This is a genomic window from Modestobacter sp. VKM Ac-2985, assembly GCF_026967925.1.
Lineage (GTDB): Bacteria > Actinomycetota > Actinomycetes > Mycobacteriales > Geodermatophilaceae > Modestobacter.
Genome location: NZ_JAPVBI010000003.1, coordinates 349,627 through 371,335 on the forward strand (window position 1 = coordinate 349,627; position 21,709 = coordinate 371,335).

Sequence of the window (21,709 nt, forward strand, 5' to 3'; positions counted from 1 at the left end):
GCCCGCCGACGGCAGCGGCCGGGGTGCGGGACACTGGGGCGTGACCGAGGCACCCGTCGCACTGGCGACCACGAACTGGGCAGGCAACCACACCTATCGCGCGACGCAGCTGCACCGGCCGGAGTCGCTGGCCCAGCTGCAGGAGACGATCGCGAACGCCCGGCAGGTGCGGGTGCTGGGCTCGCGGCACTCGTTCACCGCCATCGGCGACAGCGTCGAGCTGGTCTCGCTGGAGGCGATGACCTCCGAGCGGGTCGAGGTGGGCGGCGATCGGCGCACGATCACCGTCGATGCGGGCCTCCGGTACGGAGAGCTCTGCACCGCCCTGCAGCGCGAGGGCCTGGCGCTGCACAACCTGGCCTCGCTGCCGCACATCTCCATCGCCGGTGCGGTGGCCACGGCCACCCACGGCTCCGGGACGGCGAACGGGAACCTGGCGACGGCGGTCGCCGCGCTGGAGCTGGTGACCTCCGACGGGGAGCTGGTCCGGTGCGCGCGCGGTGACGCCGACTTCGACGGCATGGTGGTCGGGCTCGGCGCGCTCGGGGCGGTCACCCGGGTCACCCTGGACGTCGAGCCCGCCTTCGACGTCCAGCAGCGGGTGTTCGAGCGACTGGCCTGGACGTCCCTCTACGACAACCTGGACGAGGTGTTGTCCGGTGGCTACAGCGTCAGCCTCTTCACGCTGCTGGGCGCCGACGTCGACATGGTCTGGGTGAAGTCCCGCACCGACTCCCCCGGTGCGGCCGCCGGTGACCTGTTCGGCGCCGTCGCGGCCACCGCCGAGCGCCACCCGCTGCCCGGCATCGACCCCGCGCCGGCCACCGCGCAGCTGGGCAGCGCCGGGCTCTGGTCGGACCGGCTGCCGCACTTCCGGATGGGCTTCACCCCCAGCAACGGCAACGAGATCCAGTCCGAGTACCTGGTGCCGCGCACCGCGGGGGTGCAGGCGCTGGAGGTGCTGCGTGCGCTGGGCGACCGGATCCGCCCGCTGCTGCAGATCTGCGAGATCCGTACGATCGCCGCTGACCAGCTGTGGATGAGCACCGCCCACGGCGAGGACACCCTCGGCCTGCACTTCACCTGGCTGCCCGCCCAGGCCGAGGTCGAGGAGCTGCTGGTCGAGCTGGAGGCCCGGCTGCTGCCGCTGGGCGCCCGCCCGCACTGGGGCAAGCTGTTCCTCGCCGACGCGGCCACCCTCGCCCCCCGGTACCCGCGCCATGCGGACTTCGTCGCCCTGGTCGACCGGCTCGACCCGCGCGGCGCCTTTCGCAACGACTGGCTCCAGCGGCACGTCCTCGACGTGGGCTGACCGCTCAGGCGTCGGTGATCGCGTAGCTCCTCATCTTGCGGTAGAGGGAGCTGCGGGCCATCCCGAGCGCGGCCGCGGCCTGCACCCGGTTGCCCTGGCACGCCTCCAGCGCGGTGACGATCGCGTCCCGCTCGGCCTGCTCGAGCGGGGTCAAGGTGTGGCTGCTGCCGCCCGTCCGGCACCAGGCCGGCAGGTCGTCGGGGTGGAGCTCACCCACCGGCCGCCGCTGCAGGGCGGCGGCCAGCGCCTCCCGCAGCTGGACGAGGTTCCCCGGCCAGGGGTGGCGTTCGACGAGCCGGCTCGCCGCGGGGTGCAGGCGCACCCCGCGGTCGGGCGCCAGCTCGGCGAGCAGCCGCGCGACGACGTCCGGCAGGTCGTCGGTGCGGTGGCGCAGGGGTGGCAGCCGGACCGCCTGCGTGAACTCCCGCAGCACGGCCTGGAACGGCAGGTCCGCACCGGTGCGCGCGTCGTCCAGCGTCGCTGCGACGACGTACCGGCCCCGGGCCAGGGAGGCGAGGAGGGCGGGGAGCCGTTCGGCCGTGTCCGGACCGATCCGGTCGAGGTGTCGGAGGACGACGAGGGTGGGCGCGGCCCCGGGGACGGCGGTGGGCACGCCGTCCCCGACCACCTGGTCCACCTCCCCCACCACCACCGCTCCGGCCGGGTGCAGGCGGCCGAAGAGCTCGGTGACGAGTGTGCGCCGGCCCGTCCCCGGTTCCCCCAGGACGAGCAGTCGGTCGCCGCGGTCGAGACCGGCCCCGACCTGTGCGCACGCCGCCCGCCACCCCGGGGACCGGCCGCCGGGAGCAGGGACAGGCGGCGCGGGGCCGTCCGTGCCGGGGACCGGCCGGGCGCGGCCCGCCGGGGACGCGACGGCCGACTGCGGCCGGCTGGGCTCGTCGTCCAGCAGCAGCACGATGCCGGCGACCTCGCCGCCCACCAGGATGCGCGTCGCGCGCAGCCGGACGGTGCGGCCGGAGTCCAGCGTGACGGAGTCCGTGACCCGGTCCTGCCGGCTCATCAGGAACAGGGCGTGCTGGTGGAGCGTCATCTGCTCGGCGGCCGAGTAGAGCTGCTGGGCCCGCCGGTTCACCGTCAGCGAGTCGCCCACGGCCATGACGGCCTGCCGGGGCCGGGCGTCGGCACGGAGGAACGTCTCGAACAGCGCCCGCGTGGCCTGGCTGCGGTCCAGCAGCAGGTTGCGGCCGATGTCGACCGCGGCGCGCCGGACGAGCGTGTGCATGAGCGGCGTCCAGGTCTCGGCGAGCGAGCTGACGTCGAGCACCCCCTCGACCCGGCCGCTCACCGGGTCGACGATCGGGGCCCCGGTGCAGGCGAACCGCACGAACGCCTCGGTGAAGTGCTCCGCCCCGACGACGCTGACCGATGCCCCCGTCTCGAAGACGGTCCCGATCCCGTTGGTGCCCACGCCACCCTCGCCGAAGTCGAACCCGGCGTTGAAGTCGACGCGGTCGAGCTGGCGGCCGACCGCGGTCGAGCAGTCCAGCCGGTGCACGATGCGCGCATGCGCGTCGGACAGGGCGATCGCGACCGGCACGTCGACCATCTCGGCGGCCAGCCGGTCGATCACCGGACGTGCGCTGCGGGCGAGGCGGGAGTCCAGGTCCACGTCCTCGTGGTAGCTGATCCGGTACGCGGCGGCGTCGACGCCGGCCGAGCGGCTGCGCCGCCAGGAGGCCGCGACCAGGTCGCGGACCCCGGTCGCCCCGGGCACGCCCCGCTCGAGGAACTCGGCCCGGGCATCGGCCACCTGCCGGAGCTCGTCCCACCCCTGGTGCACGGCCACCTCCACGGTGTCCCCCGTCGGCCGCGCACTGTCCCAATCTGGGACGGTCCGCCGCGCCCGAGAGCCCCGACGATGTGATCACGAAAGTGATCTGGACCACATCGAAGGGTAGGGCATCAGATGACCGTGCAGGCAGCCGCGGACACCGGCACCGACCGCGTGTCCGCGACCCGTGAGCTCGACGCCCTGATCATCGGCGCCGGGGTCGCCGGTCTCTACCAGCTCCACCAGCTGCGCGAGCAGGGGCTGCAGGTCCGGGCCTACGACGCCGCCGACGACGTCGGCGGCACCTGGTTCTGGAACCGCTACCCCGGTGCGCGGTTCGACTCCGAGGCCTACATCTACCAGTACCTCTTCGACGAGGACCTGTACAAGGACTGGAGCTGGAGCCAGCGGTTCCCCGACCAGCCCGAGATCGAGCGGTGGATGCACTACGTCACCGACCGGCTGGACCTGCGCCGGGACATCGAGTTCGGCGCCACGGTCACCGCCGCCCGGTTCGACGAGGAACGCGGCCGGTGGACGGTCACCACCGACCGCGGCGAGACGATCGACACCCGGTTCCTCGTCACCTGCGCCGGGATGCTGTCGGCACCGCTGGCCGAGGTCTTCCCGGGGCAGGACACCTTCCGGGGCACCGTCGTGCACACCTCGCGCTGGCCGGCCGAGGGCATCGAGCTCGAGGGCAAGCGCGTCGGGGTGGTCGGCATCGGCGCCACCGGGATCCAGGTGATCCAGACGATCGCCGGCCACGTCGGGCACCTCACCGTCTTCGCCCGCACCCCGCAGTACGTGCTGCCGATGAAGAACCCGCGCTTCGGCCCGGACGACGTCGCCGGGTACAAGGAACGCTTCCCCGAGCTGCGCGAGACCCTCCCCCGCACCTTCACCGGCTTCGAGTACGAGTGGGCGCACACCTGGGCCGAGCTCACCCCCGAGCAGCGACGGGAGGAGCTGGAGGAGATCCACGCCAACGGCTCGCTGAAGCTGTGGCTCGCCTCGTTCGCGGAGATGTTCTTCGACGCCGAGGTCAACGAGGAGATCTCGGCGTTCGTCCGGGACAAGATGCGCGAGCGGCTGCGGGACCCGCAGCTGTGCGACGTCCTCATCCCCACCGACTACGGCTTCGGCACCCACCGGGTCCCGCTGGAGACCGACTACCTCGAGGTCTACCACCGCCCGGACGTCGAGCTGGTCGGCGTGCGCGACAACCCGATCTCCCGCGTCGTCCCCGAGGGACTGGTGCTGGCCGACGGGACGGTGCACGAGCTGGACGTGCTGATCCTGGCCACCGGCTTCGACGCCGGGACCGGGGCGCTGACCCGGATCGACATCCGCGGGCGCGGCGGCCGTTCCCTGACCGAGGACTGGGGCCGGGACATCCGCACCACGATGGGGTTGATGGTCCACGGGTACCCGAACCTGCTGACCACCGCCGTCCCGCTGGCGCCCTCGGCGGCGCTGTGCAACATGACCACCTGCCTGCAGCAGCAGACGGAGTGGATCAGCGACCTGATCGCCCACCTGCGGGCCGCCGAGAAGACGGTCATCGAGCCGACGAAGGCCGTCGAGGACGCCTGGGTCGAGCACCACGACGAGACGGCCGGCGTCAACCTCATCTCCCGGACGTCGTCCTGGTACCTCGGGGCGAACGTGCCGGGCAAGCCCCGCCGCGTCCTGTCCTACACCGGCGGCGTCGGCGCCTACCGGGACAAGTGCGCCGAGGCGGCCTCGTCCGGCTACCCCGGCTTCGACATCCGCTGATCCACCCCGCACGCACCCCACCCACCTGGAGGACTGCCATGACCCACCCGTTCAGCGCCGACGCCGACGCGATCCTCGACCGCGCCACCCGGGCGGATGCCCCCGTCGCCGGGGTCGTCGCGATGGTCACCGACCGCTCGGAGACCGTCTACTCCGGCGCGGCTGGCGCGCGCCGGCTCGGTGGCGACCAGCCGATGACGCCGGACACCGTCTTCGCCATGTTCTCGACCACCAAGGCCATCACCGCCACGGCGGCGCTGCAGCTGGTCGAGGAGGGGCGGCTGGACCTGGACGCCCCGGCCCGCACCCACGCCCCCGCGATCGGTGAGCTGAAGGTGCTCGACGGCTTCGACGACGACGGCACCCCCCGACTGCGCGACCCGCGGCGGGAGGTGACCACCCGCATGCTGCTGACCCACACCGGCGGCTTCGGGTACGACTTCTTCAACGAGCACTACAACCGGCTGGCCCAGGAGCAGGGGCAGCCCAGCGTCATCACCGCCACGAAGGCCGCGCTGACCACCCCGCTGCTGTTCGAGCCGGGCGAGCGCTGGGAGTACGGCAGCAACCTGGACTGGGTCGGGCAGGTGGTGGAGGGGATCACCGGGGAGCGTCTCGGCGAGGTGTTCGCCGAGCGGGTGTTCCAGCCCCTGGGGATGACCGACACGTCCTTCGTGCTGGACGACCGGTTGCGCAGCCGGCTGGCCTCGATGCACGCCCGCGGCGCGGACGGGTCACTGACGCCGATGGACTTCGAGCTGCCCTCGCCGCCGGAGGTGGACATGGGCGGGCACGGCCTCTACGGCACGGTCGGTGACTACCTGCGCTTCCTCCGGATGTGGCTCAACGACGGCCGGGGTGAGCACGGCGTCGTCCTCCGGCCCGAGACGGTCCAGATGGCGGTGCAGAACCACCTCGGCGACCTCAAGGTCACCGGTCTCCCCGGGGTGATCCCCTCGCTGTCCAACGACGCGGAGTTCTTCCCCGGGATGCCGAAGTCCTGGTCGCTGCCGTTCATGATCAACGACGAGCAGGCGCCGACGGGGCGGCCTGCCGGCGCACTCAGCTGGGCCGGGTTGGCCAACCTCTTCTACTGGGTCGACCGCCAGAACGGGGTCGCCGGCTTCTGGGCGACGCAGATCCTGCCGTTCGGCGATGCCACGTCCTTCGGCAGCTACCTGGAGTTCGAGACGGCCTGCTACACCTCGCTCGCCGGCCGGGACCGGCAGCCGGAGGTCGCCGGCGCCGGGCAGTGACCGCCGGGCCCGGGCGACCCTCGGGGCGCCCGGGCCTCAGGGCACGAGGTCGGGCACGATGTGCTGGCTCTCCTTGGGCGGCCGGAGGTAGTCCTCCTCCACCGGTGGCCGGGGCGGGAGCTCCGGCGCCGGCGGGGTGAGGTCCTCGTACGGGACCTGGCTCAGCAGGTGGGCCATCACGTTGAGCCGGGCGCGCTTCTTCACCTCGGCCTCGACGACCCACCAGGGCGCCTCGGGGATGTCGGTGGCGGCGAACATCTCGTCCTTGGCCCGGGAGAAGTCGACCCAGCGGTTGCGCGCCTCCAGGTCCATCGGGCTGAGCTTCCAGCGTTTGGTCGGGTCCTTCAGCCGGGCCTGGAACCGGGCCTCCTGCTCGGTGTCGCTGACGGAGAACCAGTACTTCACGAGCGTGATGCCGCTGCGCACGAGCATCCGCTCGAACTCCGGGCACGAGCGCAGGAACTCCTCGTGCTCCTCGTCGGTGCAGAACCCCATGACCCGCTCGACGCCGGCGCGGTTGTACCAGGACCGGTCGAACAGGACCATCTCCCCCGGGCCGGGCAGGTGTGCGACGTAGCGCTGGAAGTACCACTGCCCCTTCTCGCGGTCGGTCGGCGTGGGCAGGGCGACGACGTGCGCGTGCCGGGGGTTGAGGCTCTCGGTGATCCGCTGGATCGCCCCGCCCTTGCCTGCGGCGTCGCGGCCCTCGAAGAGGACGACGACCCGCAGGCCCCGTGCGCGGACGTGCTCCTGTTGCTTCACCAGCTCCGCCTGCAGGCGGGCCAGTTCCTTCTCGTAGTACTTCTTGTCGACCTTGCCGGTGGACTGCGGGGTCTCCTCGACGGACGACGTCGGACCCGGGGTGGTGGCCACGTGACGAGCATCATGGCGCGGCCCGCCGGCGGCAAGCGGTGCAGTGCCGGCTGCGGGGCCCCGTGGCCCCCGCAGCCGGCGGATCGGTTCCGCGGCCGGAGGCTCAGTTCCCGCTGGAGAAGGCCGAGTCGAAGGCCGCGGACGGCGGGTCGAACGCCAGGCGACGCACGAACTCCAGCGCCTCGGGCGCGCCGACCAGCCGGTCCATCCCGGCGTCCTCCCACTCCACCGAGATCGGCCCGGCGTAGCCGATGGTGTTGAGCATCCGGAAGCAGGCCTCCCACGGGACGTCGCCGTGCCCGGTGGAGACGAAGTCCCAGCCGCGGCGCGGGTCGGCCCAGGGCAGGTGCGACCCCATCCGGCCGTTCCGCCCGTTGCCGACCTGCTTCTTCGCGTCCTTGCAGTCGACGTGGTAGATCCGGTCCTTGAAGTCCCAGAGGAAGCCGACCGGGTCCAGGTCCTGCCAGACGAAGTGGCTGGGGTCCCAGTTCAGCCCGAACGCCTCCCGGTGGCCGATGGCCTCCAGGGCGCGCACCGTCGTCCAGTAGTCGTAGGCGATCTCCGACGGGTGCACCTCGTGCGCGAACCGCACCCCGACCTCGTCGAACACGTCGAGGACCGGGTTCCAGCGGGCGGCGAAGTCGGCGTAGCCGTCGTCGATCATCGACTCGGGCACCGGCGGGAACATCGCCACGGTCTTCCAGATCTTCGACCCGGTGAACCCGACGACGACGTCGACGCCCAGCGCCCGGGCGGCCCGCGCGGTCGCCTTCATCTCCTCCGCGGCCCGCTGCCGCACGCCCTCGGGGTCGCCGTCCCCCCACACCCGGGCGTTGACCATGCCGCGGTGCCGCTCGTCGATGGGGTCGTCGCAGACGGCCTGGCCGTTGAGGTGGTTGGAGATGGCGAACACCGACAGGCCGTGCCGGTCGAGCAGCTCGAGCCGCTCCTTGACGTAGGCCGGGTCCTCGGCGGCCCGGACGACGTCGAGGTGGTCACCCCAGCAGGCGATCTCCAGGCCGTCGTAGCCCCACCCGGAGGCCAGCCGGCACACCTCCTCGAACGGCAGGTCGGCCCACTGGCCGGTGAACAACGTGACGGGACGGGGCACGGTTCGCTCCTCAGATCTCGGTGAAGGCGGAGTTGTCGGCGGCGCTGCGCTCCACGGCGGCCAGCACCCGCTGCACCTGCAGGCCGTCGGCGAACGACGGCGTGGGCTGCTCGCCGGCGGCCAGTGCGGTGACCAGGTCGACGACCTGGTGGGTGAAGCCGTGCTCGTAGCCCAGCCCGTGACCGGCCGGCCACCAGGCCCCGACGTAGGGGTGCTCGGGCTCGGTGACGATGATCCGGCGGAACCCGGCGGTCTCGGCCGGTTCGCCGCCGTCGAAGAAGTGCAGGACGTTCATGTCCTCGAAGTCGAAGGCCAGGCTGCCGGCCGAGCCGTTCACCTCGATCCGGATCGCGTTCTTCCGGCCGAGCGCGAAGCGGGTGGCCTCGAAGGTGCCCAGCGCTCCCCCGGTGAAGCGGCCCAGGAAGACGGCGGCGTCGTCGACGGTGACCTCGCCCATCCCCTCGCCGCCGACCCCGCCGAGCCGGCCGGTGCTGGCCGGCAACGGCCGCTTGCCGATGAAGGTCTCCAGCAGCGCGCTGACGCCGGTGAGCGTCTGACCGGTGATGAACTGGGTGAGGTCGACGACGTGCGCCCCGATGTCGCCCAGCGCGCCGGACCCCGCCTTGTCCTTCTCCAGCCGCCAGGACATCGGCGACGCGGGGTCGGTGAGCCAGTCCTGCAGGTACTGGGCCCGGACGTGCCGGATCTGGCCCAGCCGCCCTTCGGCGATCAGCTGCCGGGCGAGGGTGATGGCCGGCACCCGCCGGTAGGTGAAGCCGACCATCGCCCGCACGCCGGAGCCGGCGGCGCGTTCCGCCGCCTCGGCCATGGCCTCGGCCTCGGCGACGGAGTTGGCCAGCGGCTTCTCGCACAGCACGTGCTTGCCGGCCGCCAGCGCCGCGATCGCCATCTCGGCGTGGGTGTGCCCGGGGGTGCAGATGTCGACGAGGTCGACGTCGTCCCGCTCGAGCACGCGGCGCCAGTCGGTCTCGGTGTCGGCCCAGCCGTACCGGGCGGCCGCGGCGGCGACCCCGTCGGGGTCCCGGCCGGCCAGCACGGTCAGCTCCGGGGTGAGGGGCAGGTCGAAGAAGCGCGGCGCGGTGCGCCAGGCGTGGGAGTGTGCCGCGCCCATGAAGGCGTGGCCGATCAGGCCGACGCGCAGCGCCGGCCGGGCAGGGTGGGTCATCACATGCTCCAGGAGTGGGACCGGTGCCGCCGGTGACCGGTCGTGGTCACCGGCGGCATTCCGTCGGGAGGATCAGGACTCGAACGCGTCGTCGATGTACTGGTCGACGTTCTCTTCCGTGACCACCGGCGCGTTGAGCACGATCTCCCGCGGCACCTCCTGGGACACCAGGTCGGACATGCTCTTGCCCTGGGCGATCAGCCGGGCCAGCGCGATGCCGTCGGCAGCCTGGGTCGCCGGGTAGATGACGGTGGCCTCCAGCACCGAGTCACCGGACTGGATGTCCCGCATGGCGTTGGCCGAGCCGGCCCCGCCGACCATGAAGAACTCGTCGCGGCCGGCGTTGTTGATGGCGGCCAGCACGCCGACACCCTGGTCGTCGTCGTGGTTCCACAGCGCGTCGATCTGCGGGGCGGCCTGCAGCAGGTTGGCCGCTGCCTCCTCACCGGACTCGACGGTGAACTCAGCGGCCACCCGGTTGTCGACGTCCAGGCCGCAGTCGGACAGTGCGTCGGCGAAGCCCTGGCTGCGCTCCTGGGTGAGCGGGAGCGAGTCGATGCCGGCGATCTCGGCGACGACGGCGTCGGGCTGGTCGCCCAGCCGCGAGCAGATGTACGTGCCGGCGGAGACGCCCATGCCGTAGTTGTCGCCGAGGATGGTGGCCCGGGCGGCGAACGGGCTGGAGAACTCCCGGTCGACGTTGATCACCGGGATGCCGGCCTCCATCGCCCGCAGCGCCACCGGGGTGAGCGCAGCGCCGTCGAAGGGGAGCAGCACGATCGCGTCGACGCCCTCGTTGATGAACGTCTCGACCTGGGCGATCTGGGCGCCGACCTCGTTGGTGCCCTCGGCGACGATCAGGTCGATGTCCTCGTGGCGGTCGGCCTCGGCCTGTGCGGCGTTGCTGATGCCGGCCATCCAGCCGTGGTCGGCGGCGGGTGCGGAGAAGCCGATCCGCACCGTCTCCCCGGTCTCGTCGTTGGAGCTGGCGACGACGTCGCCACCGCCCTCGTCGGACCCGGAGACCTCCGGGGTGTTGCTGGTGCAGCCGGCCACCAGGGCGCCGGCTCCGACCACGCAGACGGCGGTGGTCAGCAGGCGACCGTACGGACGCTGCCTCGTTGCAGACATGTTCTCTCCTCGTGGATCGCCGCCCTGGCTGCGCTGCCAGGAGCCGGGGTGGTGCGCCGGCAGGCCGGGTGGCCGGCCGGAGGTCAGGGCCTCGCGGACTCAGGCCGGCGGGCGACCGCCGGAGTCGCCGGGGCGGGCGCCGGCCGGCCCACCGGGGGTGGCCGACCCACCGGGCTGGGCACCGGTCGGGTTCCCGGGGGCAGCGGCGCCGCTGGGGCCGCCGCGGGCCTTCTTCCGCGGCCGGGCACCGCCGAGGGCCAGCCGCTGCTGCAGCAGGACGGCGATCACGATGATCACGCCGCGGGCCACCTCCTGCGCCGAGCTGGACAAGTTGTTCAGCGTGAAGACGTTGGCCAGCGTGGTGAAGATCAGCACGCCGAGCACGGTGCCGACGATGGTGCCGCGGCCACCGACCAGCAGCGTCCCGCCGATGACGACGGCGGCGATCGCGTCCAGCTCCAGGAGCGTGCCGTGGGTGGAGCTGCCGGTCGTCGTCCGGGCCATCAGCAAGACCGCGGCGATGCCGCAGGTGACCCCGGACAGCACGTACAGCCACACGGTGTGCCGCTGCACCCGGATGCCGGCCAGCCGGGCGGCCTCGGCGTTCCCGCCGACGGCGAAGGTGCGGCGGCCGAAGGTCGTGCGGTTGAGCAGCACCCAGCCGGCCGCGGCGACCAGCGCGAAGACGATCACGAGCATCGGGATGCCGAGGACGTCGCCGCCGAAGAACTCGATGAAGTCGCGGTCCTGGACGATCTGGGTGCGCCGGTTGGCGATGATCTCCGCCAGGCCCCGGGCGGCCGCGAGCATCGCCAGGGTGGCGATGAAGGCGACCAGTTTCCCGTACGCGATGACGATCCCGTTGACCAGTCCGGCGCCGGCACCGACCAGGACGGCGGTGGCCACCATGACGATCCAGTGGAAGTCCTCGGCCATCGCCTGGGTCGCCAGCGTCGTCGCCCAGACGGAGGAGAGCGCGACCAGCGCCCCCACCGACAGGTCGATCCCGCCGCCGATGATCACGAACGTCATCCCGACGCTGACCACGCCGATGACGGCGGCCGCCCGCAGGATCGTCACCGCGTTGTCCACGTCGACGAAGCGGCCGGGCGCGGTGATGGCACCGACGATGCAGAGCACCAGCAGGGCCACGACCAGTCCGAGGTTGCGGCCCAGCGGTCCGGCGAGCAGGCCCGGGCCCTTGGCACCGTCGTCGGCTGTGCCGCTGGTGCTGCCGGCCGGCGGTGTCGCAGTCGTGGTCTCGCTCATGCCACATCCCCTTCGCGTGCGGCGCCGGAGGTGGCGGCCGCTCCTTCCATGACCAGGTCGAGCACCTTGTGCTCGTCGAGCTCCTCGGCGGGGCCGCGGGCGATGATCGCGCCGTCGGCCACCACCAGCACGTGGTCGGCCAGGCCGAGCACCTCCGGGATCTCGCTGGAGACGACGACGACGGCGACCCCGCGGTCGGCGAGCGCCCGGATCAGGGCGTAGATCTCCGAGCGCGCCCCGACGTCGACGCCCCGGGTGGGCTCGTCGAGCAGGAGCACCTTGCAGTCGCGGAGCAGCCAGCGGGCCAGCACGACCTTCTGCTGGTTCCCGCCGGACAGCGTGCGGACCTCGCGCTCGACGTCGACCGGCCGCAGGTCGAGCGCCTCGGCCTGGTCCCGGGCGGCCTGCTTCTCCGCTTCCCCGGACAGCAGTCCTCCGCGGGCGAACCGGGCCAGGCTGGACAGCGTGATGTTGCGGTAGATCGGCTCGGTCAGCAGCAGGCCCTGGCTCTTGCGCTCCTCGGGCGCCAGCCCGACCCCCGCGTCGACGGCGGCCGCGACGTTGCCCGCCCGCAGCTTCCGTCCGGCGACCTGGACCGTGCCGGTGGTGGCCCGCCGGGCGCCGTAGACGGTCTCGAGGATCTCCGACCGGCCGGAGCCGACGAGCCCGGCCAGGCCGAGCACCTCCCCCGGCCGGACGGCGAAGGAGACGTCGCTGAAGGTGCCGGCCAGCGAGAGGTCCTCGACCTGGAGCACCGGCTCGGCGGCCTGGCCGGGGAACTCGCGGCGCTCCGGGAAGACGTACTCGATCGTCCGGCCGGTCATCAGGGTGATGACCTCCCGGGTGGAGGTGTCCCCCGCGGGCAGGCCGGTGGCGACCGTGCGGCCGTCCTTGAGCACCGTGATCCGGTCGCCCACCTCGCGGATCTCCTCCAGCCGGTGGGAGATGTAGACGACGGCGACGCCGGAGTCGGTGAGGTCGCGGATGACCTGGAAGAGGTGCTCGACCTCCTCGCTGTCGAGCACCGCGGAGGGTTCGTCCATGACGATCAGCCGGGCGTCCTGGGACAGCGCCCGGGCCATGCTGACCATCTGCTGGGCCGCCGCCGACAGCGAGCCGACCTCGGCGGTGGGCCGGATCTCCGGGTGTCCCAGGCGGGACAGCAGCTCCCCGGCGGCCCGGTTCGCCTGCGCCGGCCGGGTGATCCCCAGGTGAGACCGCTCCCGGCCCAGGAAGACGTTGTCCGCGACGGTCAGCCCGGCGACCAGGTCGAGCTCCTGGTAGATGGTGGCGATGCCCAGGGACATCGCGGCCTGCGGGTCGCCGAGGGTGACCGGGGCGCCGTCCCAGCTGATCCGGCCCTCGTCGGGCTGGTGCGCGCCGGCGAGGACCTTGATCAGGGTGGACTTCCCCGCGCCGTTCTGGCCGAGCAGGCAGTGCACCTCGCCGGCCCGGACGTCGAGGTCGACGCCGTCGAGGGCCCGGACGCCGGGGAACTGCTTGACGATGCCGTGCATCTCCAGCAGCGGCGTCGACGGAGACGCGGTCACGCGCGCTCTCCGCGCCGGGCGGGCAGGACGCCGGACATGCCACCAACTCCAGACTTATGCTCAGCACTGAACAGAAGTACGTCAGGCGGGACACTATGTCCGCCGTCACAGCTGGGTCAAGAAGCCGCTCCAGCGTTACCAAACCGCAACGACGGCAGGGCAGCCCGCGAGCCCGTCGGCGTCCGGGTGGTCCGTGCCGTCCGGCTCAGCCCGGGGCCGGCGGGGTCCAGCCGCGTGCCCCTGCGGCTCAACCCTCCGTCGTCCGGGTCGACCCGGGTGCGACGCGCCTACGACGTCAGCGGGCGGTGGGCGCCTCGGCGGAGCCGGTGTGCTGCGCCACCTGGTAAGCCGAGTCCTCCTCCAGGAAGCCCTCGATCGCCATCAGCGCGGCACCCAGCCGCCCGGACAGGTCGGGGGCGGCGCTCACCGAGATGTCCAGCGTGCGGGCGGCCAGCGGCAGCGAGCGCCCGTAGACGGCCTCCCGGATGCCGGCCAGCAGCGGCGGCCCGGCCTGCGCCACGCCACCGGTCATCACGATCCGGTGCGGGTTGAAGAAGTTCACCAGGCTGGCCAGCACGGTGCCGATGGTCCGGCCGGCGTTGCGGACCAGTTCCAGTGCCGGCCCGTCTCCGTGGGCGGCCAGCTGCACCAGCTCACGGGTCGTCGTCACCGGCAGCCCGGCCGCCAGCGCGTCGCGGAGCAGGGCACCGCCACCGGCGATCGCCTCGAGGCAGTTCTCGTTGCCGCACCGGCAGAGCACCGGCCGGCCGTGCGGGGGCGGGACGGAGATGTGCCCGATGTCGCCGGCGCTGCCCTGGGCGCCGCGGTACACCTGCCCGTCGACGACGATGCCGCAGCCGATGCCGGTACCGACCTTGATCACCAGCACGTCCTCGGTCGACCCGGCGATGCCCATCTCGCCCAGCGCCATCACGTTCACGTCGTTGTCGGCGAAGACCGGGCAGTCGTACCGGCCGAAGGCGCTCGGGATCGGGTGGTCGTGCCAGCCCGGCATGATCGGCGGGTGGACCGGCCGGCCGGTCGAGAACTCCACGGGCCCGGGCACGCCGACGCCGACGGCGCAGACGTCGGCCGGGGTCAGGCCCGCCTCGGCCAGCACCTGCTGGGCCAGCCGGTCGACCTCGGCCAGCACCGGACCGGGGCCGTCGGCGATGTCGATGGGGTGGCCCACCGTGGCCAGGACCTCCGCGGACAGGTCGGTGACCGCGACGTCGACGCTGGTCACGCCCAGGTCGACGGCGAGCACGCAACCGGCCTGGCTGTTGAAGCGCAGCAGTGTGGGCGGGCGCCCGCCGGTGCTCCAGCCGCGGCCGCCCTCCTCGAGCAGGTTGGCGGCGATCAGCTGGTCGACCCGGGCGCTGACCGTGTTGCGGGACGAGCCGGTCAGCGCGACGAGCTCGGCGCGGCTCCGCGCCCGGCCGGTGCGCACGTGGTGCAGCAGCGCGCTGGCCGAGGCGGAGGTGGAAGCCACGCCGCCATGGTGGCACGCGCCACGGCGACCGGAGGCGCGCGCCCGGCCCTCCCCGTGCCGCCGGATCAGGCCACCGTCCGCACCGCCTCCAGCTGCTGGGTGAAGTGGGCCGCGAGCGCGTCGGCGACCCGCGCCACGCACAGCTCCCCGATGGCGGTGGACAGCCCGTGCGGGTCGCCCATGATCCCGACGTCGGAGATGGCCCCGATGCCGCCGGTGAACAACCGCTGGAGCAGGTCGTCGTCCACCGGCCCGGTGTACCCCGGGACCAGGCGCTCGGTGCGCACCTGCCCGGGCCGGAGGAGGGCGTAGACGGAGGACTCCGCGACGTCGGCGTGACCGCCGACCCCCTCCGGGTCCCCACCGGCGTCGGCGACGGCGGACCGCCAGATGTCGACCAGGCCGAGGAGGTCGGAGTAGACGACCACCCGGCAGTCCGGCCCCACGGCGGCGTCCAGCCGCTCGGCCATCTCGGCCAGTGGCGCGAAGTTCCCACCGTGGGCGGAGAAGCAGAGGATCGACCGGAAGCCGTGCGCGGCGAGGCTCTGGCAGTAGTCGGTGTAGACGGCCTCGAAGGTCTCCGGGCGCAGACTGATCGTGCCGGCGAAGCCCATGTGGTGCGGCGAGACGCCCACCCGGATGGTCGGGGCGACCAGCGCCGTCCCCAGCCGCTGGGCCAGCTCCACCGCCAGCCGGTCGGCGTGCACCGCGTCCACGTCCAGCGGCAGGTGGGGGCCGTGCTGCTCCACCGCCCCACAGGGCACGATGACGTCGCACCGCCCGTCCGCGAGCGCGGCCTGCACCTCTTCGTAGGTCATCGTCTCGAGCAGCACGTCGTCTCCTGTGGGTCGTGGTCGGGGCTCGGGCTCACGTGGTGATGCGGACGACGGCCTCGATCTCCACCGCGATGTCGAACGGGAGCTCGGCCATGCCGACCGCGGACCGGGCACCCCGGCCGGCGTCGCCGAGCACGTCGACGAAGAGGTCCGAGCAGCCGTCGATCACGGCGGGGGTGCGGTTGAAGCCGGGCCGGCAGTTGACCATGCCGAAGAGCTTGACCACCTGACGCACCCGACCGAGGTCCCCGAGCTCGGCGCGGACCGCGGCGAGCAGCTGCAGCCCGGTGAGCCGGGCTGCCTCCCGGGCGGTCTCCAGGTCCAGGCCGCCGTCGCCGACCTTGCCGGTGATCAGCGTGCCGTCGGGTCGGACCGGGCCCATCCCGGAGAGGAACAGCAGGTCCCCGGCGGCCATGACCGGCAGGTAGTTGCCGCCCGGCCCCATCGGGGTGGGCAGCTCCAGGCCCAGGTCGCGGAGCCGTGCGTCGACGTCCATGGGCGCATCCTGTCCTGTCCGAGCGTGGAACGGGAGTGCTGCCGCCGACCGGACTGGGAACATGACCGGGTGCTGCTCGCCGACGTCCTCGCCGCGTCCACCGCGGTCACGGCCACCCGGTCCCGCACCGCCAAGGCCGCGGCCATCGCCATGCTGCTGCGGGCGGCGGACCCCGAGGAGGTCGTGCCGGTCACCGGATGGCTGGCCGGGGAGCCGCGCCAGGGGCGGCTCGGGGTCGGCTGGCGCACCCTGTCCCGGCTGGGCGGGGGTGCCGCGGACGCGCCGACGCTGACCGTCCCGGGGGTCGACGCGGCGCTGACCGAGCTGGCCGGGACGGCGGGGGCCGGGTCGGCGGCGCGGCGCGACGCCGTCCTCGGCGGGCTGCTGGCCGCGGCCACCCCGGAGGAGCACCACTTCCTGGTCCGGCTGCTCACCGGCGAGCTCCGCCAGGGTGCACTGGAGGGCGTCGTGCTGGACGCGGTCGCCGCTGCGGCCGAGGTGCCGGCCGCCGTCGTCCGCCGGGCCTTCATGCTGTCCGGCCGGCTGCCGGAGACCGCCGCGTTGGCGCTGACCGGTGGGGTGGCGGCGCTGGCGGCGGTGCGGCTGGAGGTGGGCCGCCCGGTGCGGCCGATGCTGGCCAGTCCCGGGTCCTCGCTGGACGCGGCGCTCGCCGACCTCGGCGCGGAGGTGACCGTCGAGTTCAAGCTCGACGGCGCCCGCATCCAGGTGCACCGGGACGGCGACGTCGTCCGGGTGTGGACCCGTTCGCTGCGGGAGGTGACCGACGGCGTGCCGGAGCTGGTGGAGCGGATCCGGGCGCTGCCGTGCGAGACCGCGGTGCTGGACGGGGAGACCCTCGCGCTGGACGACGACGGCCGGCCGCGCGCCTTCCAGGACACGATGAGCCGCTTCGGCAGCGACAGCGCGGACGCCGGCGTGCTGCTCAGCCCGTTCTTCTTCGACGCGCTGCACCTGGACGGCCGGGACCTGCTGGACGAGCCGTTGGCGGTGCGGCTGGACGCGCTGGCCGGGCTGCTGGCCGACGACGCGCACGCGGCGCTGCGGATGCCCGGCGTGCGCCGGCCCACCCCGGAGGAGGCGGCCGGCGTTCTCGACGGCGCGCTGACCGCCGGGCACGAGGGGGTGGTGGTGAAGGCACTGGACGCGCCGTACGCCGCCGGGCGCCGCGGCAAGGCGTGGCAGAAGGTGAAGCCGGTGCACACCCTGGACCTGGTGGTGCTCGGCGCGGAGTGGGGGTACGGCCGGCGCGCGGGTTCGCTCTCCAACATCCACCTCGGCGCCCGCGACCCCGACGGCGGTGAGCCGGTGATGGTCGGCAAGACGTTCAAGGGGATGACCGACGAGCTGCTGGCCTGGCAGACCCGGACGTTCCCGGGGCACGCCGCCGAGCAGCCGGAGTGGGGTGTGCTGCTGCGCCCGGAGCTGGTGGTGGAGATCGCCGTGGACGGCGCCCAGCGCAGCACCCGCTACCCCGGCGGGGTCGCGCTGCGGTTCGCCCGGGTGCTGCGCTACCGCCCGGACAAGTCCCCGGCCGAGGCCGACACCATCGACGCGGTGCGTGCCCTGCTCGCCGGCGGGCCGGCGGCCGACTGACCGGGTCGGTCAGCGGCGGTGCCAGTGGGCGGCGCCGGCGGCGGCCAGCCCGAGGACGGTCATCGACAGCCCGACGCTCCGGTCGGCCACGTCCCCGCCGCGCCGGCCCACCAGGACGGCGGCTCCGTCCAGCGCGGTGAGCAGCAGGGTGACCTCCGTGGTGCGCCGGGCCTGGGGCACGGGGGTGACCAGCAACGCCGCGCCCATCGCGATGTTCCGGGCGGCGATCAACCGGACCAGCAGCGGGAGGGCGACGTCGTTGCTGCTGGCGCGCTGGTCGACCCCCAGCACCCGGGTCATCGCCCGGGGTGCGAACAGGGCGCCGGTGCCCAACCAGATCGACAGCGTCCCGATGCTCTTGCGGGTCACGTCCCAGTTCAACGTCATGCCCGGCTGGTGCCCGGCTGCCCGGCCCGCCAACCGGTCGCCACCAGGACGAGCACGAACGCCAGGTACGGCAGCGTGGCCGTGCTGGCCACGAAGTCGCTGACGGTGGCGACGGCGAAGGCTCCGACGTCGGGTGAGTCCAGTGGCCCCAGCACCCGGTCGAAGCCCAGCGCCGCCACGGAGGCCGGCAGGGTCAGCAGCGCGGACACCGCTCCCCCGGTGACCACCCCGGCCAGCACCGTCCCGGGCGCTCGCCGCACGGCCCGCACCGCGAGCGCGACCCCGCGCCGCAGCGCACCGGAGGGGGTGAGCCGCCCGCCGTCGAGCAGGCCGGCGACCGCCCCGGTCACCCACAGCTGGGCGACCAGGCCGGTCAGGAACCCGACGACGTCGACGGCCAGTGCGGTCCAGAGCCGGGGGTCGTCCCAGACCAGGACGTGCCGCAGCACGTCGGGGACGGCGTTGACCGCGGCGGCGGCCGCGGCGGCGAGGAAGGCGGCCGGGGCGTGCCGGCGCAGCAGCCGGACCGCCGTGCCGAGGGTGCCGCCCGTCCCCTGCGCTGGCGCCCCCTCGCTCACGACCGGGTGGCGACGAGCGCCGTCCAGCAGCCGGCCAGCCGGGTCTCCTGGGAAGTGACCGTCAGCCCGGCGGCGCGGCACGCCTCGGCCATGGCCGCCGGGGTCGGGCGGTCGCCGTCGGCCGGGTGGGCGGAGACCGCGCGGAGCACCCGGCTGTCGATGAACCGGGCGGTCATCTCGCAGGAGTAGAGCCGGCCGCCGGGGCGCAGCACCCGCGCCGCCTCGGCCACCACCGCCCGCCAGTCGTCGGTGTGGTGCAGCACGTGCCAGCCGAACACCGCGTCGTAGGAGGCGTCCGCTGCGCTCAGCCGGGTCGCGTCGCCCTCGCTGACCTGCACCCGGTCGCCGAGGTCGCGCACCGCGGCACGGCAGTCCGCCACGCTGGCGGGGAACAGCTCGACCCCGTCGGCGTGCGCGGCCTGGAAGGTGTCCAGCGCCGACCGCAGGCCGGTGCCGCGACGGCCGGTGCCCAGCTCCAGCACCCGGCCGTCGGGCACCGGCCCGCCGAGCCGGAGCAGCAGCCGGGCCTCGATGCGGGCCTGGACGAGCGCCCGCAGCCGGGCGTCGACCCACAGCCGGGTGCCGTCGACGAACGTGGGTGGGACGCCGGGTGCCCGGTCGCCGCGTGAGGTGGCCGGGCCGGACGAGGAGTGCTCGGGGAGGTCAGGCACGCCAGCCGGTGTGCCCGCCGGGAACCGGGCGAAACGGGACGGCGTCCACGGACGGTGCCACCGGTGGTGGTGGCGGTCAGCTCGCGGGGGTGCTGGCGTGCCGGCGCCGGCCTCCGCGCGCCGTCGAGCCCGGGTCCGCCAGGAGGAGGAGCGCCCCGATGCCGACGGGCAGCCACAGGCTGACCAGCCGGTAGACCAGCACGGCCGGCACCGCCTCGCTGGCCGGCAGGCCGGCGACGGCGATCAGCGCGGAGGCCAGTGCCGCCTCCACGACCCCGATGCCACCGGGGGTCAGCCGCGCCGAGGAGGCCAGTGCGCCGGCGGCCCAGGCGAGCAGCAGGCCCTGCCACGGGATCGGCGCACCCACGGCCACCAGGGCCAGGGCCAGGGCAGCGACGTCCAGCACCCAGTTGGCCAACGCGAACAGGCCGGCGGCGGTCGCGGTACCGAAGGACAGCCGGAAGGCGCCCAGTGAGGTCAGCAGCTCGTCGATCCGCCGCGCGACGTCCCGTCCGCGCAGCGACCGGACCCACCGGGCCAGCAGGGTGACGACGCGCGTGGCGAGCCGGACGACGACGGTGCGCGACCGCTCGTGCCGGAGCACCAGCACGAGGCACAGCACCGGCACGACGCCGGCCGCGGTGGCGAAGAAGGCGCCGAGCGCCCCCCACAGCGACCCGGTCGCCGCGGACCCCACAGCCAGGACGACCGCCAACGTGGCCGTGGCTGCGATCCCGGAGACCGCCAGCGCCCAGCCCACCAGCGCAGGGCTGTTGCCGAGCGCGTGCAGCCGGCGGTAGGTGTACGCCGCGCTCGCCGGGGCTCCGGCCACCGGCACCGTCGAGGCGATGGTGTTGCCCGCGTAGATGGTGGTCGTGGCGTGGCGCAGCGGGACGGTGCCACCGCCCGCGCGCACCAGCACGAGCTGCTGCAGGACCAGGAAGTGCAGGGAGAGGAACTGGGTCAGAGCGGCGAGGGCGACCCACGACCACGCGATGCCGACCAGGCCGTCCCACCACTCGGCGATCCGGTCGTGGAAGACGACGATCCCGACACCGACCGCGACGAGCAGGACGGCCCGCAGCACGATGTTCCGCACCCGCCGGCGAGCGCTCCGGCGACCGGTCGGAGACGCCCCGGAGGCCGGGCCCTGCGCCTGCGGCGCCCCCGTCACTCCTCCTCCGCTCACACACACATGGTCGTCGTCCCCACACATCCGGCACACATCAGGGGTCGGCGAGCGGTCGGGCACCTCCAGATGGTGTGCGCTGGCGGCGGGTTCCGTGACCGGGACCCGCCACCAGCGCACAGTGCTCAGGAGCGGGCGGCCGGGGTCAGGCGGAGGCGACCTTCGGGGCGACCTCTGTGCCGAGGAGCTCGATGCCGCGGAGCAGGTCGGCGTGCGCGAGCCGGGGGTTGGTCATCTGCAAGGAGATCCGGTCGACGCCGCCGAGCTGCCCGGAGATCCGGACGAGCTTCTCCGCCACGGTGTCCGGGTCGCCCATGAAGAAGGCGCCGTTCGGCCCGCTCGTGGCGTCGAACTGGGCCCGGGACGGCTGGGAGAAGCCGCGCTCGCGGGAGATCTTGGCGAACATCTCGTGCCACCCCGGGTAGATGGTGTCCGCGGCCACCTGGTCGCTGTCGGCGACGAAGCCGAACACGTGCAGCCCCACCTGGAGCTTCTCGGGGGCGTGCCCGGCCTGCGCACCGGCGCGGCGGTAGAGGTCGATGAGCGGCGCGAACTGGCGGGGCTCGCCGCCGATGATCGCCACCATGAGCGGCAGGCCCAGCAGGCCGGCCCGGGCGAAGGACTCCGGGCTGCCGCCGACGCCGACCCAGACCGGCAGCGGGTCCTGCAGTGGCCGCGGGTAGACGCCCTGGCCGGTCAGCGCCGGGCGGTGCCGGCCGGACCAGGTCACCTGCTCGGAGTCGCGGATCTTCAGCAGCAGGTCGAGCTTCTCGCTGAACAGCGTGTCGTAGTCGCCCAGCGAGAGCCCGAACAGCGGGAAGGCCTCGGTGAACGAACCGCGCCCGACGACCAGGTCGATCCGGCCCTTGGCGATCAGGTCGAGGGTGGCGAACTGCTGGAACACCCGCACCGGGTCGGCGGCGCTGAGCACGGTCACCGCGCTGCCCAGCCGGATCCGTGAGGTCCGCGCCGCGGCCGCGGCGAGGATGATCGCCGGCGCCGAGTCGTAGTACTCGCTGCGGTGGTGCTCACCGATGCCGAAGGAGTACAGCCCCACGCGATCGGCGAGCTCGATCTCCTCCAGCAGGTCAGCCATCCGCTCCTCGGGCCCGACGAGGCGCTCGGTGGTGGGGTCGGTCACTGCCGAGACGAAGCTGTCGACGCCGAGGTGCATGGGGTCCTCCAGA

General features: G+C 73.7%; 19 protein-coding genes. 4 read left to right on the forward strand and 15 right to left on the reverse strand.

Annotation, left to right across the window (positions count from 1 at the left end; translation table 11 throughout):
- Nucleotides 1–40: 40 nt before the first annotated feature.
- Nucleotides 41–1,312 (forward strand): D-arabinono-1,4-lactone oxidase, encoded by a 1,272-nt coding sequence (locus O2V61_RS17720; RefSeq protein WP_269184589.1) that lies wholly within the window; start codon nt 41–43, stop codon nt 1,310–1,312.
- Nucleotides 1,313–1,316: 4 nt separating this feature from the next.
- On the opposite strand, the gene O2V61_RS17725 is transcribed toward O2V61_RS17720, so the two are convergent.
- On the reverse strand, nt 1,317–3,113 hold the full coding sequence (locus O2V61_RS17725) for a sigma-54-dependent Fis family transcriptional regulator (RefSeq protein WP_269184590.1): 1,797 nt from the start codon (nt 3,111–3,113) through the stop codon (nt 1,317–1,319).
- 126 nt (nt 3,114–3,239) lie between these two features.
- Here O2V61_RS17725 and O2V61_RS17730 point away from each other — a divergent pair, with 126 nt between their 5' ends.
- Nucleotides 3,240–4,883, forward strand: a complete 1,644-nt coding sequence (locus tag O2V61_RS17730; protein WP_269184591.1) for a flavin-containing monooxygenase — start codon at nt 3,240–3,242, stop codon at nt 4,881–4,883.
- 38 nt (nt 4,884–4,921) lie between these two features.
- A complete protein-coding gene (locus tag O2V61_RS17735; protein ID WP_269184592.1) occupies nt 4,922–6,139 on the forward strand; it encodes a serine hydrolase domain-containing protein in 1,218 nt (405 codons plus the stop codon).
- 36 nt (nt 6,140–6,175) lie between these two features.
- Here the strand turns inward: O2V61_RS17735 and ppk2 are convergent, their stop codons facing one another.
- The 9 genes from ppk2 to O2V61_RS17780 all read right to left on the reverse strand — a co-directional run bounded on the left by ppk2 (nt 6,176) and on the right by O2V61_RS17780 (nt 16,083).
- Complete coding sequence (gene ppk2, locus O2V61_RS17740; RefSeq protein WP_269184593.1) at nt 6,176–7,012, reverse strand: polyphosphate kinase 2; 837 nt, start codon at nt 7,010–7,012, stop codon at nt 6,176–6,178.
- 103 nt (nt 7,013–7,115) lie between these two features.
- The gene (locus O2V61_RS17745) at nt 7,116–8,123 is read right to left on the reverse strand and encodes a sugar phosphate isomerase/epimerase family protein (protein WP_269184594.1); all 1,008 of its coding nucleotides are present in this window, start codon (nt 8,121–8,123) and stop codon (nt 7,116–7,118) included.
- 10 nt (nt 8,124–8,133) lie between these two features.
- Nucleotides 8,134–9,309 (reverse strand): Gfo/Idh/MocA family protein, encoded by a 1,176-nt coding sequence (locus O2V61_RS17750; protein WP_269184595.1) that lies wholly within the window; start codon nt 9,307–9,309, stop codon nt 8,134–8,136.
- A 72-nt stretch (nt 9,310–9,381) separates the two neighbouring features.
- Nucleotides 9,382–10,440: a substrate-binding domain-containing protein gene (locus O2V61_RS17755; RefSeq protein WP_269184596.1), complete on the reverse strand. Its 1,059-nt coding sequence runs from the start codon at nt 10,438–10,440 to the stop codon at nt 9,382–9,384.
- Nucleotides 10,441–10,539: 99 nt separating this feature from the next.
- Nucleotides 10,540–11,709, reverse strand: a complete 1,170-nt coding sequence (locus tag O2V61_RS17760) for an ABC transporter permease (RefSeq protein ID WP_269184597.1) — start codon at nt 11,707–11,709, stop codon at nt 10,540–10,542.
- The gene (locus O2V61_RS17765; RefSeq protein ID WP_269184598.1) at nt 11,706–13,259 is read right to left on the reverse strand and encodes a sugar ABC transporter ATP-binding protein; all 1,554 of its coding nucleotides are present in this window, start codon (nt 13,257–13,259) and stop codon (nt 11,706–11,708) included. Before O2V61_RS17765 ends, O2V61_RS17760 begins: the two co-directional genes overlap by 4 nt.
- Before the next feature lie 295 nt (nt 13,260–13,554).
- A complete protein-coding gene (locus tag O2V61_RS17770) occupies nt 13,555–14,751 on the reverse strand; it encodes an ROK family protein (protein ID WP_269184599.1) in 1,197 nt (398 codons plus the stop codon).
- 65 nt (nt 14,752–14,816) lie between these two features.
- Nucleotides 14,817–15,584: a creatininase family protein gene (locus O2V61_RS17775; protein WP_269184600.1), complete on the reverse strand. Its 768-nt coding sequence runs from the start codon at nt 15,582–15,584 to the stop codon at nt 14,817–14,819.
- A gap of 34 nt (nt 15,585–15,618) precedes the next feature.
- Nucleotides 15,619–16,083 (reverse strand): RidA family protein, encoded by a 465-nt coding sequence (locus tag O2V61_RS17780; RefSeq protein ID WP_269184601.1) that lies wholly within the window; start codon nt 16,081–16,083, stop codon nt 15,619–15,621.
- A 69-nt stretch (nt 16,084–16,152) separates the two neighbouring features.
- Here O2V61_RS17780 and O2V61_RS17785 point away from each other — a divergent pair, with 69 nt between their 5' ends.
- Nucleotides 16,153–17,697 (forward strand): ATP-dependent DNA ligase, encoded by a 1,545-nt coding sequence (locus O2V61_RS17785; protein ID WP_269184602.1) that lies wholly within the window; start codon nt 16,153–16,155, stop codon nt 17,695–17,697.
- A gap of 9 nt (nt 17,698–17,706) precedes the next feature.
- Here the strand turns inward: O2V61_RS17785 and O2V61_RS17790 are convergent, their stop codons facing one another.
- From O2V61_RS17790 to O2V61_RS17810, 5 genes are all read right to left on the reverse strand, one after another.
- A complete protein-coding gene (locus O2V61_RS17790) occupies nt 17,707–18,084 on the reverse strand; it encodes a DUF4267 domain-containing protein (protein WP_269184603.1) in 378 nt (125 codons plus the stop codon).
- Nucleotides 18,081–18,662: a hypothetical protein gene (locus O2V61_RS17795; protein ID WP_269184604.1), complete on the reverse strand. Its 582-nt coding sequence runs from the start codon at nt 18,660–18,662 to the stop codon at nt 18,081–18,083. The genes O2V61_RS17790 and O2V61_RS17795 overlap by 4 nt, the downstream gene beginning before the upstream one ends.
- Nucleotides 18,659–19,333, reverse strand: a complete 675-nt coding sequence (locus O2V61_RS17800; protein WP_269184605.1) for a class I SAM-dependent methyltransferase — start codon at nt 19,331–19,333, stop codon at nt 18,659–18,661. Before O2V61_RS17800 ends, O2V61_RS17795 begins: the two co-directional genes overlap by 4 nt.
- A gap of 76 nt (nt 19,334–19,409) precedes the next feature.
- Complete coding sequence (locus tag O2V61_RS17805; RefSeq protein ID WP_269184606.1) at nt 19,410–20,432, reverse strand: lysylphosphatidylglycerol synthase transmembrane domain-containing protein; 1,023 nt, start codon at nt 20,430–20,432, stop codon at nt 19,410–19,412.
- A gap of 235 nt (nt 20,433–20,667) precedes the next feature.
- On the reverse strand, nt 20,668–21,696 hold the full coding sequence (locus O2V61_RS17810) for an Atu2307/SP_0267 family LLM class monooxygenase (RefSeq protein ID WP_269184607.1): 1,029 nt from the start codon (nt 21,694–21,696) through the stop codon (nt 20,668–20,670).
- Nucleotides 21,697–21,709: the final 13 nt, after the last annotated feature.